The organism is Rhizobium sp. N122 (genome assembly GCF_002211295.1).
Taxonomy (GTDB): Bacteria; Pseudomonadota; Alphaproteobacteria; order Rhizobiales; family Rhizobiaceae; genus Rhizobium.
In genome coordinates this window covers 132,720-146,452 of record NZ_LOKU01000001.1, presented here as the reverse complement: position 1 = coordinate 146,452, position 13,733 = coordinate 132,720, and the positions used below count along the sequence as shown (strand labels likewise).

Sequence of the window (13,733 nt, the reverse complement as noted above, 5' to 3'; positions counted from 1 at the left end):
TGCGTGAGAATATGCGGCCGGGGTATAGCCTCAGGAGCGGCCGGAAAACAAGACTGAATAAATCAACTTATCACAAAAATCGGCAGGTAGTCGTTCCTTGACAGTGGCTCCTCAGCTTGCTTCTCCGGTTTCCATGCGGGCGGCCCTGCGTGTGGCATGGACAAAGGCGCCAATGAAGGTGATCGCGAACAGAAGCACGATGGTCGGGGCCGGCGCGCTGTCGATAAAGAAGGAGAGATAGACGCCGGCAAAAGCCGTGATCGCCGCGATTGCGACCGACAGAGCGAGCATCGTACTGAAGCGGCGCGTCAGCAGATAGGCGATGGAACCTGGTGCGATCAGCAGCGAGATGGCGAGAATGATGCCGACCGACCGCAGCGCTGCCACGATCGTCAACGAAAGCAGGCAGAGCAGACCGTAATGAAGCAGCTTCACCCTCAGCCCGACCGCCCTTGCCTGCGCCGGATCGAAGGCGTGCAGCAGCAGGTCACGCCACTTGACGGCGATGATGGTGGCCGCCAGTGCCGCAACGGCGCCCGTTTCCACGATGTCGGGAAAGCCGATGCCGAGCATGTCGCCGAAGAGGATGTGATCGAGATGCACCTCGGACTGGATCTTCACATAGAGAACCAGGCCGAAGCCGAACATGCCCGAAAATACGATGCCCATCACCGTGTCCTGTTTGATGCGGCTGTTCTCCTTCAGGAAGCCGGTGGCAAGCGCGCAGGCCATCCCGGCCGCGAAGGCGCCGATCGCTAAGGGGAAGCCGACGATATAGGCGATGACCACGCCCGGGAAGACGGCATGGCTCATGGCGTCTCCCATCAGCGCCCAGCCCTTGAGCACGAGGAAGCAGGAGAGCAGCGCTGTGGGAATGGCGATCAGCACCGAGATGATCAGGGCGTTGATCATGAAATCGAACTGGAACGGCACCAGCAAGGCGGGGAGACCGTTCATGGAGATGTCTCCAGCGCTTGAGCGGCCCTGCGCCGGCTTGCCAGCATTCCGTGCTTGGGCGCCAGGAAGAAGGCGGCCAGGAAGATCAGTGTCTGGAGGACGATGATGATGCCGCCGGTCGCGCCGTCGAGGAAATAGCTCACATAGGCGCCGATGAAGCTGGTCGCCGCCCCAATCGCTACGGCGATGACGAGCAGCCGCGGGAAACGATCCGTCAGCAGGTAAGCCGTCGCACCCGGCGTCACCACCATGCAGATGACCAGAAAAGCGCCGACGGTCTGGAGTGCCGCGACCGTGGAGGCGGACAGCAGCGTGAAAAACATGATCTTGAGCCGCGTCGGATTGAGCCCGATCGAACGGGCGTGAGTCTCGTCGAAGAAGACGACCATCAGGTCCTTCCATTTCACCAGCAGGATGGCGAGCGAAACGAAGCCGATGATGGCAAGCTGGAGCGTGTCCTCGGGCGTGATCGCGAGGATGTTGCCGAGCACGATGGTCTGGATGTTCACCGCAGTCGGTCGGAGCGATACCATAAACAGGCCGAGCCCGAAGAAGGAGGAGAAGATCAGGCCGATGATGGCGTCTTCCTTCAGCTTGGTGCGCTGGTTGAGGAAGAGCATCGCGGCGGCGGCAAGGCCGCCGGAGAAGAATGCGCCGATCGAGAAGGGCAGTCCGATCATGTAGGCGCCGGCGACACCCGGCACGATGGAATGCGAGAGTGCGTCGCCGATCAGCGACCAGCCCTTGAGCATGAGATAACAGGAGAGGAAGGCGCAGACACCGCCGACAAGAGCCGATACCCACATGGCGTTCAGCATGTAGTCGTAGGTGAAAGGTTCGAGAAAGGCGGCCATCAGCCTTGCTCTCCGCTTCCGTTCGCAGAGACAGGCGCGAGCAGCTTGCCCTCCCGCAGGACCAGAGGCCTCTCGTCGTCGGTGAGGATGCCGAGGGGATATGGCTTGCCGCCGGAGCCATTCAATATGAGATGGCGAAGCACGCCGCCAAAGGTTCTCTCGAGGTTTTCCTGGGTAAAGGTCTCATCTGTCGGTCCGTAAGCCAATACCGTGCCTTTGATCAGCACCGTGCGGTCGCAGAATTCCGGCACGCTGCCGAGATTGTGCGTCGACACCAGCATCACCCGCCCTTCGTCGCGCAGCGAACGGAGCAGCTTGACGATCGCCTCTTCAGTCTTGACGTCGACGCCGGTGAAGGGTTCGTCGAGCAGGATGACGCGGCCGTCCTGTGCCAGCGCGCGGGCGAGGAAGACGCGCTTCTTCTGGCCGCCGGAAAGCTCGCCGATCTGGCGCTTGCGGAATTCGCTCATGTTGACGCGGGCGAGCGCCTTGGACACGGCTTCGTGGTCGGCCGCTTTCGGAATGCGCATCATCCCCATATGGCCGTAGCGCCCCATCATGACGACGTCCTCGACCAGCACCGGAAAGTTCCAGTCGACCTCTTCCGATTGCGGCACGTAGGCGACGAGATTTTTCCGCAGCGCTTGTGCGACCGGCATGCCGAGCACCGAAATCTCGCCTCTGGCGAGGCGCACGAAGCCCATGATCGCCTTGAACAGTGTCGACTTGCCCGAACCGTTGACGCCGACCAGCGCGGTGATGGTGCCGGTGGGTGTCTGGAAGCTGGCGTCGCGCAATGCCGTGTGGCCATTGCGATAGGTGACCGTGGCATCCCTGACCGAGATGCCGCCCCCCGCATCCGAAGATGCGGGGGGAACAGGAGAGACGATCGCGTTCATTGCGACAGGCCTTCGGCAAGGCCCTTGACGACAGTGTCGGAGGTGACGCGCAGCAGGTCCACATAGGTCGGCGTGGGACCGTCGGCCTCGCTCAAGGAGTCGACATAAAGCACGCCGCCATACCGGGCACCGGTTTCACGGGCGACCTGGCGGGCCGGCTTGTCCGACACCGTGCTCTCGCTGAATACGGCAGGGATCTTGTTGGCCCTGACGGCATCGACGACTTTGCGGACCTGTTGCGGCGTGCCCTGCTGATCGGCATTGATCGGCCAGAGATAGAGCTCCTTCAAGCCGAAGTCGCGGGCGAGATAAGAAAAGGCCCCTTCGCTCGACACCAGCCAGCGCTTGTCCTCGGGAATGGTATTCAGCTTCTCGCGGATCGGCGCGATGGTCGCCTCGATCTCCTTCTTGTAGGCCTCTGCATTGGCCTTGTAGATCTCGGCATTCTTCGGGTCGTATGTGACGAAAGCATCGCGGATATTGTCGACATAAATGATCGCGTTCTTCGGCGACATCCAGGCATGCGGATTGGGTTTGCCGCTGTAGGGACCTTCGCTGATGCCCATCGGCTCGACGCCTGTGGAGACCACGACATCAGGAACATCTTTCAGGTTCCGGTAGAATTTCTGGAACCACAGTTCGAGATTGAGCCCGTTCGACAGCAGGATCTGGGCGCCCTGGGCCCGCTGGATATCGCCCGGCGTCGGCTGATATTCGTGGATCTCGGCTCCGGGCTTGGTAATCGATTCCACGATCGCCGTGTCACCGGCAACATTCTTTGCCATGTCGGCAATGACGGTGAAGGTGGTCACCGCTTTGAACTTCTCCTGCGCGGCGGCACCGCCAGCCATCAGGCCCAGCGCGGCAACGGCCACCAGCCCGCTTATGACTTTGCGTTTCATGTCACTCAGCATGAATATTCCCTTCCTTTGCCTCATCAGACGTTCGGCGCGCGCAGCGACGGCCGGCAAAAATTTGCCGATGAAAATGCGACGCATTTGCAATTATTACCGTTCGGCCTCGTTTCTATCTATTCTGCAATTGCGAGTGAATTGCAATAAGGATTTTTGCAGAGCCGTAAACGAGAGGGGACAGCGACCGCAAGCCGCTGCTTGCAGACAAAGCCAACCAACATGCGGAGCGGACATATCAACGGGCTTGAAGAAACGTCCGGATCGCCTGGGAGAGTGCAGAGGGGTTCTCCTCGGCCACGTGGTGGCCGCTCTCTATGCCGAATCCCCTGACGTCATCCGCCCAATTCCGCCAGATGGCGACAGGGTCGCCGTAGATCTGTTCGAGATCGTCCCTCAGCGACCAGAGGCATAACGTGGGGCACGCCACTTTCCGGCCGGAATCGCGATCGTCGCGGTCGTGGAGATGGTCGATGCTGAGGCCGGCGCGATAATCCTCGATCATTCCATGTACGACATCAGGATCATGGATGACGTCGAGCAGATCGTCGTAGGCCTCCTTCCCCATCAGCCTGGGCGACAGCGTGTCGTACCATGCCAAAGGGTCCGCGCAGATTGCGCGTTCCGGCTTTTCCGGTTGGGCGAAGAAGAACCAGTGGTACCAGTCTCTGGCAAAGGTCCAGTCGGCGCGTTCGAGATGCTCGAGAACGGGGATGCCGTCGGCGATGACGAGCTTGCGCACGCGAGCGGGATGATCCATCGCCATGCGGAACGCCGTCAGGCTGCCACGGTCATGGCCGACCACGAAGAAGCTTTCGTGCCCCAATTGCCGCATGAGTTCGACAAGCGTGTGCGCCTTGGCGCGCTTGGCGGAGTTGACGCTGTCGGGAGCATCGGCCGGCTGATAGGAGCGGCCGAATCCGGGAAGGTCGGGGCAGACGACGGTGTAATCAGGCGACAGCAGGTCCGCCACCTTGCCCCAGCTCATATGCGTGCGGGGATGGCCGTGCAGGAGAAGAAGGGCCGGCCCCGATCCGCCGTGCCGGACCCGCAGCTGGCCCGGCCCGACGTCGACGGTCTCAAGGGCAAATCCCTCGAACACGGTCAGCTCAGCTTTCCCACAAGCTTGGCATAGTCGGAAAACGTCAGCTGCTCGCCTTTCCCGGCAGCCTGCTCGGCAAGCTGCAAGACACGGATGGGAAACAGGATCGCCGCGCGGTTGGCGTCCGACAGCTCATGGTCGTCGTCTTCCTCGACGGCCTTCATGGCTTTCGACAGCGCGACATTGAGCTCCTGGCGGGTAAGCAGTTCCTTCTCGACGATCGCGTCGCAGATCGACGCCATCGCCATGATCAAGCCCTTGAGCTGCAGATTGGCCGTATTCATGAGAACTCCAATGAAAGGGGCAAGCTCTAATCCGGCTCGACCGAGCGGATCGTTTCGACCGAGACCGTGCCTTCGACGATGCCGCGCTTGATGTCGCGCCTGTTCCGTTCGACCTCGATGACGGTGTAGAGCTTGTCGTCGCGAAAGGCGCTGGCATTGACGGTGGTGACATCTTCGGCGGGAGCTGCATCCACTTCCATGAAGTCGAGCTCGCGCGCTGCCGCGACGATCCTGGCATCACCCGGCGTTCTGGCGGCCACGACGACGATACCATGGCCGGGAGCATTGTCCCATCTCGGATCGTCAGGGGCCGCGATCGGTTCCAGCCGGTAGATATTGAGCACCTCGCCGCCGGTTTCGGGCGAGGCCTGCGCTGCTGCATCCTGCATTTGCGCCTGGCTTTCGACCGATCTTCCGAATGTGTTCGGGCTGGTCGCGTTGTTGATCTCTTCCTTGCCTGTCCTTGAGACGTTCGACATGTCGCTCTCCATTATCAGGCTGGAAACGACGGCTGGCCGGAAACTGTTCCCGCGCAGGCAAAGTTTGATGGCGGATGCCTGATACATCGATCTCCGCAACCGTGCGCCTCAGCCATACCCTTTTTCCACTTGAGCACTAATTTACCTCCAGTCGAACAAGGGGGATTTCGTGAGCAAGCAGACCAGTGAATTTTCGCGCGATGTCGTTGCGGCAGACAGCCTCAATGGCCACGACCACAAAACCATGGCGTTCGACGATGCCAGCGCCCTTCTCGAGGTCCTCGTCGCGGTCCGGCGCGGCGACTTTTCCGTGCGCATGCGATCGGATCTGACCGGCGTCACCGGCAAGATCGCCGATGCCCTCAACGACATCATCGCCGGCAATCAGCGCATGGCCCAGCAGCTCGAACATGTCGGCCAGGTCGTCGGCCGTGACGGGCGAACGAGCACGCGGGTGCGCTTCGGCCTGTCCGATGGCTCCTGGTCGGAGATGGAAGGATCGATCAACGGCCTGATCGACGATCTGCTGTGGCCGACCACGGCGGTCACGCGCACGATCACCGCGGTCGCCAAGGGCGACTTGCTGCAGACCGTGCCGCTCGACGTCGACGGGCGGGCGCTGAAGGGCGAATTCCTGCGCTCGGCCGATATCGTCAACACGATGATCAAGCAGCTGAGCGTTTTCACCTCGGAGGTGACGCGTGTCGCCCGCGAGGTCGGCACCGACGGAAAACTCGGCGGGCAGGCGCAAGTGCCCGAGGTGACGGGCGTCTGGAAGGACCTGACCGAAAGCGTCAACTCGATGGCGTCGAACCTGACGGCGCAGGTGCGCAATATCGCCGAAGTGACGATCGCCGTTGCCAACGGCGACCTGTCCAAGAAGATCACCGTCGATGTGCGCGGCGAGATCCTGCAGCTGAAGGAAGCCATCAACACGATGGTCGATCAGCTCAGATCCTTCGCTTCGGAAGTGACGCGCGTCGCCCGCGAGGTCGGCACCGAGGGCAAGCTCGGCGGCCAGGCCCTGGTGCCGGGTGTCGCCGGCACCTGGAAGGATCTGACCGACAGCGTCAACGCCATGTGCGGCAACCTGACGGCGCAGGTGCGCAACATCGCCCAGGTCACGACGGCTGTCGCCCGCGGCGACCTGTCGCGCAAGATCACCGTCGACGTCTCGGGTGAAATTCTCGAGCTGAAGGAAACCATCAACACGATGGTGGACCAGCTGAACGGCTTCGCCGGCGAAGTGACGCGCGTGGCGCGTGAGGTCGGCACCGAAGGCCGGCTTGGCGGCCAGGCGCAGGTGCCGGGCGTCGCCGGCACCTGGAAGGACCTGACCGACAACGTCAATTCGATGGCTTCCAACCTGACGGCGCAGGTGCGCAACATCGCCGAAGTCTCGACCGCAATCGCCAATGGCGACCTGTCGAAGAAGATCACGGTGACGGTGTCGGGGGAAATCCTCGAGCTGAAGGAAACCATCAACACCATGGTCGATCAGCTGAACGCCTTTGCTTCGGAAGTGACGCGCGTTGCCCGCGAAGTCGGCACCGAAGGCCGGCTTGGCGGCCAGGCCAATGTGCGCGGCGTCGCCGGCACGTGGAAGGATCTGACCGAGAACGTCAACTCGATGGGCGGCAATCTGACGGCGCAGGTGCGCAATATTGCCGAAGTCTCGACCGCGATCGCCAATGGCGACCTGTCGAAGAAGATTACCGTCGACGTGAAGGGCGAAATCCTCGAACTCAAGGAAACCATCAACACGATGGTCGACCAGCTGAACGCCTTTGCGTCGGAAGTGACGCGCGTTGCCCGCGAAGTCGGCACCGAGGGCCGGCTCGGCGGCCAGGCCAATGTGCGCGGCGTCGCCGGCACCTGGAAGGATCTGACCGACAGCGTCAATTCCATGGCTTCCAACCTCACCGGCCAGGTGCGTAACATCGCCGAAGTCGCGACCGCCGTCGCCCAGGGAGACCTGTCGAAGAAGATCACCGTCACCGTCTCGGGCGAAATCCTCGAACTGAAGGAGACCATCAATACGATGGTGGATCAGCTGAACGGCTTTGCCGGCGAGGTGACGCGCGTGGCGCGCGAGGTCGGCACGGAAGGGCGTCTCGGCGGCCAGGCCAACGTGCTCGGCGTCGCCGGCACCTGGAAGGACCTGACCGACAGCGTCAACTCGATGGCGGGTAATCTGACGGCGCAGGTGCGCAATATCGCCGAAGTATCCACGGCGATCGCCAATGGCGACCTGTCGAAGAAGATCACCGTGTCGGTTTCGGGCGAAATCCTTGAACTCAAGGAAACCCTGAACACCATGGTCGATCAGCTGAACCGCTTCGCCTCGGAAGTGACGCGCGTTGCCCGCGAAGTGGGCACGGAAGGCAAGCTCGGCGGCCAGGCGCAGGTGCCGGGTGTGGCCGGCACCTGGAAGGATCTGACTGAGAACGTCAATTCCATGGCCTCCAACCTGACCGGCCAGGTGCGCAACATCGCCGAAGTGACGACCGCCGTGGCGCGCGGCGACCTGTCGCGCAAGATCACCGTCGACGTGAAGGGTGAAATTCTTGAGCTGAAGAACACCATCAATACGATGGTGGACCAGCTCAACGCCTTTGCCGGCGAGGTGACGCGCGTCGCCCGCGAAGTCGGCACCGAAGGCAAGCTCGGCGGCCAGGCGCAGGTCTCCGGTGTCGCCGGCACCTGGAAGGACCTGACCGACAGCGTCAACTCGATGGCCGGCAACCTGACGGCGCAGGTGCGCAATATCGCGGAGGTGGCGACTGCAATCGCCAATGGCGACCTGTCCCGCAAGATCACCGTCGACGTGCGCGGCGAAATCCTGCTTTTGAAGGATACCTTGAATACCATGGTCGATCAGCTTCGCTCCTTTGCCGGCGAAGTGACGCGTGTGGCGCGCGAAGTCGGCACCGACGGCCGCCTCGGCGGCCAGGCCGTCGTTCCCGGCGTTGCCGGCACCTGGAAGGACTTGACCGATAACGTCAACCTGCTCGCCGCCAATCTGACGACCCAGGTGCGAAACATCGCCGAAGTCACGACGGCCGTGGCGCGCGGCGACCTGTCGCGCAAGATCACCGTCGACGTGAAGGGGGAAATTCTCGAACTGAAGAACACCATCAACACCATGGTAGACCAGCTCAACGCCTTTGCCGGCGAGGTGACGCGTGTTGCCCGTGAGGTCGGCACCGAAGGCAAGCTGGGCGGTCAGGCGCAGGTGCCGGGTGTGGCCGGTACCTGGAAGGACCTGACCGACACCGTAAACGTCATGGCCGCCAACCTGACCGAGCAGGTCCGCGGCATCGTCAAGGTCGTGACGGCGGTGGCGAACGGCGACCTCAAGCAGAACCTCACCGTCGCCTCCAAAGGCGAGGTGGCGGCCCTTGCCGAAACCATCAACAACATGACCAACACGCTGGCGACCTTCGCCGATCAGGTGACCACGGTGGCGCGCGAGGTGGGCGTCGAAGGGCGCCTGGGCGGCCAGGCGAATGTTCCAGGTACGGCGGGGACCTGGAAGGACTTGACCGGTAACGTCAATCTGCTTGCCGCCAACCTCACGACGCAGGTGCGCGCCATCGCCGAGGTGGCGACCGCCGTCACCAAGGGCGACCTGACGCGCTCGATCAAGGTCGACGCGCGCGGCGAAGTCGCCGAGCTCAAAGACAATATCAACACGATGATCGACAACCTGCGGCTCACCACCGAGCGCAACACCGAGCAGGACTGGCTGAAAACCAACCTGGCCCGCTTTACCAACATGCTGCAGGGCCAGCGTGACCTGACGCTGGTCGGCAAGATGATGCTGTCGGAGCTGGCGCCGCTCGTCGGCGCGCATCAGGGGGTGATCTATCAGGTCGATGCCGATGAGGAACAGCCGTTCCTGTCGCTGCTATCGGTCTATGCACAAGGGGTCGAGGCGGCGCATCCGCTGCGGCTCGATTTCGGTCAAGGACTTGTCGGCCAGTGCGCCAGCGATGCCCGCCGGATCCTTGTCACCGACCTTCCCGACAATGTCATTCCGATCAGCTCCGGTGTCTTCACCACCCTGCCGCGAAGCGCGATCGTGCTGCCGGTGCATTTCGAGGGACAGGTGAAGGCGGTGATCGAGCTTGCCTCCGCCGGCGAGTTCACCGAGCTTCAGCTCTCCTTCCTCGACCAGCTGACGACGTCGATCGGCATCGTCCTCAATTCGATCGAAGCGACGATGCAGACCGAAGGCCTGCTCAAGCAGTCGCAGAAACTCGCCGCCGAGCTGCAGACGCAGCAGCGCGAGCTGCAGCAGACCAACGAACAGCTCGGGCAGAAGGCGCAGCAGCTCGAAGAACGCAACGTCGAAGTCGAGGCGAAGAATCAGGAGATCGAGCAGGCCCGGCGCGCGCTGGAGGAAAAGGCGACCGAACTGGCGCTGACATCGAAATACAAATCCGAATTCCTCGCCAACATGTCGCACGAGCTGCGCACGCCGTTGAATTCGATCCTCATCCTCGGCCAGCAGCTCGGGGAAAACCCCGACGGCAACCTGTCGGGCAAACAGGTCGAGTTTGCCAAGACGATCCACGGCGCCGGAACCGACCTCCTGAACCTGATCAGTGATATCCTCGACCTGTCGAAGATCGAGTCCGGAACGGTCTCGGTCGATGCCGAGGAGATTTTCGTCAGCAACCTGCTCGAGGTGATGGCCCGCCCGTTCCGGCACGAGGCCGAAAACCGCAGCCTGTCGTTTACGGTCGAGGTCGGCGCGGATGTCACCAAGAGCATCATCACCGATTCGAAGCGGCTGCAGCAGATTCTCAAGAACCTGCTGTCGAACGCCTTCAAGTTCACCGCCCAAGGTGGCGTGACGCTTCGCGTCGCGCCGGCGGCGAGCGGTTGGTCGCCCGATCATCCATCGCTCCGGCATGCGCCCTCGGTGATTGCCTTCGAAGTCGTCGACACCGGCATCGGTATTCCGCCGGAAAAACAACGCATTATTTTCGAAGCGTTCCAGCAGGCCGACGCCTCGACGAGCCGCAAATATGGCGGCACCGGCCTCGGCCTGGCGATCAGCCGCGAACTGGCAAACCTCCTGGGCGGCGAGATCCAGCTGCGCAGCACCCCCGGCGTCGGCAGCACCTTCGTCCTCTATCTGCCGCTGACCTACGTCGGTGCCGGCGCGGTAGCGCCGAAGCCCGCTCCATCGGCCAATGTCGTGGAATTCGCGGAGGCGGCTGCAAGCCGCCGAGCCGAGAAGCCGGCCGAACATGTCGAAGACGATCGCCATCGGATCGTGGTCGGCGATTCGGTGCTGCTCGTCGTCGAGGATGATCCGCATTACGCCCGCGTGCTCGTCGATCTCGCCCGCGACAACGGGTTCAAGGTTCTGGTGGCGATGCGCGGCAGCGATGCGCTGGCACTCGCCCAGGACTACAGGCCGGCGGCGATCTCGCTCGACATCTTCCTGCCCGACATGCTCGGCTGGACGGTGCTCAGCCAGCTCAAGCAGAATTCGCAGACGCGGCATATCCCGGTGCAGATCATCAGCCTCGACGAGGATCGCCAGCATGGGCTGACCCGTGGCGCCTTCGCTTTCATGAGCAAGCCGACGACGCCCGAGGGCCTCGGCAAGGCGCTGTCGCGCTTGAAGGCCTACGCCGAGCCGCGCCGCAAACATCTGTTGCTGGTGGAAGACAACGAGGCTGAGCGCCTGAGCGTCACTGCCCTTCTCGGACATGACGACATCGACATCACCAGCGTTGGCTCGGGATCGGAAGCACTTGCCGCCCTCAGGCAGGATCCTCCGGATTGCGTGGTGCTCGACCTTACTCTTCCGGATATGTCCGGCTTCGAGGTGCTGGAGCAGATACGGGACGACGCGGAAATCGGCGAGGTTCCGGTGGTGGTGTTCACCGGGCGGGAGCTTTCCCCCGAGGAGGACGCGACACTGCATAGCATGGCCCGAAGCGTCGTGGTGAAGGGCGTCGAGTCTCCGGAGCGTCTGCTCGATGAGACGGCTCTGTTCCTGCATCGGGTCGTCGCCGATCTGCCGCCTGCAAAACAGGCGACGCTGCAGGAATTGCACAGCTCGGATGAGGATCTCGTCGGCGAGAGCGTGCTGCTCGTCGACGACGATGCCCGCAACATCTTCGCGCTGAGCAGCGTTCTGGAACGCCGGGGCATGCGGGTGCTGACGGCGACGACCGGCAGCGAGGCCATCGACGTCATCAACAACGAGCCCTCGGTGGCGATCGTGCTGATGGATATCATGATGCCTGGCATGGACGGCTACGAGACGATGCAGGTCATCCGCTCGGAGCCGCGGTTCCGGCGGCTACCGATCCTGGCGCTGACGGCCAAGGCGATGAAGGGCGACCGCGAGAAATGCCTGGAGGCGGGCGCCTCCGACTACCTGGCGAAGCCGGTCAATACCGAGCAGCTTCTGTCGGCCCTTCGCATGTGGCTGCATCGCTGAGGAACCGGCCATGAACCCCGTCAACATCCTCCTCGTCGACGACCAGCCCGCCAAGCTCTTGAGTTATGAGGTTATTCTCGAAGAACTCGAGGAAAACCTCATCAAGGCGCAGTCCGCCCGCGAAGCCTTCGAGCATCTGCTGCGCACCGAAATCGCCGTGATCCTCGTCGATGTCTGCATGCCCGAACAGGATGGCTTCGAACTGGTCGGCATGATCCGGCAGCACCCGCGCTATCAGAACACGCCGATCATTTTCGTTTCCGCGGTGATGCTGGCCGAACCCGACCGGCTGCGCGGTTATGCTGTCGGCGCCGTCGACTACGTCTCCGTGCCGATCGTGCCGGAAGTGCTAAGGGCCAAGGTCAGGGTTTTTGCCGATCTCTATCGGAAGACGCGGGAGCTCGAACGGCTGAATGCCGAACTGGAGGCGAGGGTTCGCCAGCGCACGGCCGAGCTCGAGGCTTCGGCCGCCCAGCTGCGGGAGCTCAACGAGGAACTGGAGCACCGGATCGATCAAAAGACGCGCGAGCGTGAGGAAGCCCTGGCGCAATTGTTCGAGGCGCAGAAGCTTGACACGATCGGCCACCTGACGGGCGGGGTGGCGCACGACTTCAATAATCTTCTGATGGCGGTGCTCGGCAGCCTCGGCCTCCTGAAGAAGCGGCTTCCGGCGGATGAACGCAGCGAACGCCTGCTGACGAATGCGATCCAGGCGGCCGAGCGCGGCACGGCGCTGACCCAGCGCCTGCTTGCCTTCGCGCGCCGCCAGGAGCTGAAGCCGCAGGCGGTCGATTTTCTCAGGCTGTTCGAAAACGTCGAAGATCTTCTCGCCAAGGCGGTGGGGCCGCGCATCGAAATCCGCAAGTGCATTCCGGCGGATCTGGCGCCGCTTCTGGTGGACAGCAACCAGCTGGAACTGGCTCTGCTCAACCTGTTCGTCAATGCCCGCGATGCGCTCGAAAGCGGCGGCGCCGTGACGGTTGCGGCGGCAGCGGCCGAAGACGCCCGGCCGGCCGGTCTTGCGGGCGGGAATTACATCCGGATATCGGTGTCGGACGATGGCGAGGGCATGGATGAGGCAACGGTCGCTCGCGCCGCTGAGCCGTTTTTCACCACCAAAGGGGTCGGCAAGGGCACCGGCCTCGGCCTGTCGATGGTTCACGGCCTGGCGGCGCAATCCGGCGGCTCGATCCAGATATCGAGCGCGAGAGACAAGGGCACGACCGTATCCCTGTGGCTGCCCGTTGCCGAGACCTTCGTCAAGACGCAGCCGGCGGTCGAGCCTCCCGCGACGGAAGCCTTGAACCCGGTGTCACGGCCGCTCGCCATTCTCGTCGTCGACGACGATGCGCTTGTCCGGACAGGAACCGTGGCGATGCTGGAGGATCTCGGCCACCTGCCGCGGGAAGCGTCCTCTGCCTCGCAGGCCCTGGAATTCCTTGCCGACGGACGGGATTGCGATCTTGTCATTACCGATCACGCGATGCCCGGCATGACGGGTGCAGAGCTTGCACGCCACCTTCGTTCCGCCTTCCCGGGCCTGCCCATTATTCTTGCCTCAGGCTATGCCGAATTTTCCGAAGACCACAGTCTTGGCCGGATGCTCAGGATGACCAAACCCTTCACACAGGAACAGCTTCAGGCGGCCATGGACAAGGCACTCTCGGGCAAAGTCGCGGCGGCGTGACGGCCGAAGTGACTTGCAATCATGGGCCGGCGGTCAGTTCAATTTGTCGCGCTTATCAAAAACTGATAATACCGCTTCAACGAAAGGTATC

9 protein-coding genes are annotated in these 13,733 nt (G+C 62.6%); 2 read left to right on the top strand and 7 right to left on the bottom strand.

What is annotated here, in order from left to right; genetic code table 11:
* Positions 1–111 precede the first annotated feature (111 nt).
* The 7 genes from ATY75_RS00665 to ATY75_RS00635 all read right to left on the bottom strand — a co-directional run bounded on the left by ATY75_RS00665 (position 112) and on the right by ATY75_RS00635 (position 5,486).
* A complete protein-coding gene (locus ATY75_RS00665) occupies positions 112–957 on the bottom strand; it encodes a metal ABC transporter permease (protein ID WP_088936040.1) in 846 nt (281 codons plus the stop codon).
* A complete protein-coding gene (gene sitC / locus ATY75_RS00660; protein WP_088936039.1) occupies positions 954–1,814 on the bottom strand; it encodes an iron/manganese ABC transporter permease subunit SitC in 861 nt (286 codons plus the stop codon). Before sitC ends, ATY75_RS00665 begins: the two co-directional genes overlap by 4 nt.
* Positions 1,811–2,710 carry a manganese/iron ABC transporter ATP-binding protein gene (locus ATY75_RS00655; RefSeq protein WP_088936038.1) on the bottom strand — a complete coding sequence of 300 codons (900 nt, stop codon included), beginning with the start codon at positions 2,708–2,710 and terminating at the stop codon, positions 1,811–1,813. Before ATY75_RS00655 ends, sitC begins: the two co-directional genes overlap by 4 nt.
* On the bottom strand, positions 2,707–3,624 hold the full coding sequence (locus ATY75_RS00650) for a metal ABC transporter substrate-binding protein (RefSeq protein ID WP_088936238.1): 918 nt from the start codon (positions 3,622–3,624) through the stop codon (positions 2,707–2,709). Before ATY75_RS00650 ends, ATY75_RS00655 begins: the two co-directional genes overlap by 4 nt.
* Positions 3,625–3,859: 235 nt before the next feature.
* Entirely contained in the window at positions 3,860–4,723 is an 864-nt protein-coding gene (locus ATY75_RS00645; protein ID WP_088936037.1) for an alpha/beta hydrolase, read from the bottom strand.
* A 2-nt stretch (positions 4,724–4,725) separates the two neighbouring features.
* The gene (locus ATY75_RS00640; protein ID WP_088936036.1) at positions 4,726–5,007 is read right to left on the bottom strand and encodes a hypothetical protein; all 282 of its coding nucleotides are present in this window, start codon (positions 5,005–5,007) and stop codon (positions 4,726–4,728) included.
* 26 nt (positions 5,008–5,033) lie between these two features.
* On the bottom strand, positions 5,034–5,486 hold the full coding sequence (locus ATY75_RS00635) for a hypothetical protein (protein WP_064844302.1): 453 nt from the start codon (positions 5,484–5,486) through the stop codon (positions 5,034–5,036).
* 169 nt (positions 5,487–5,655) lie between these two features.
* Between ATY75_RS00635 and ATY75_RS00630 the strand changes: the two genes are divergently transcribed.
* Together ATY75_RS00630 and ATY75_RS00625 are read left to right on the top strand one after the other, a co-directional pair.
* Entirely contained in the window at positions 5,656–11,955 is a 6,300-nt protein-coding gene (locus ATY75_RS00630) for a HAMP domain-containing protein (RefSeq protein ID WP_088936035.1), read from the top strand.
* Positions 11,956–11,965: 10 nt separating this feature from the next.
* Positions 11,966–13,642, top strand: a complete 1,677-nt coding sequence (locus ATY75_RS00625) for a response regulator (RefSeq protein WP_088936034.1) — start codon at positions 11,966–11,968, stop codon at positions 13,640–13,642.
* The last annotated feature ends 91 nt before the right edge of the window (positions 13,643–13,733 follow it).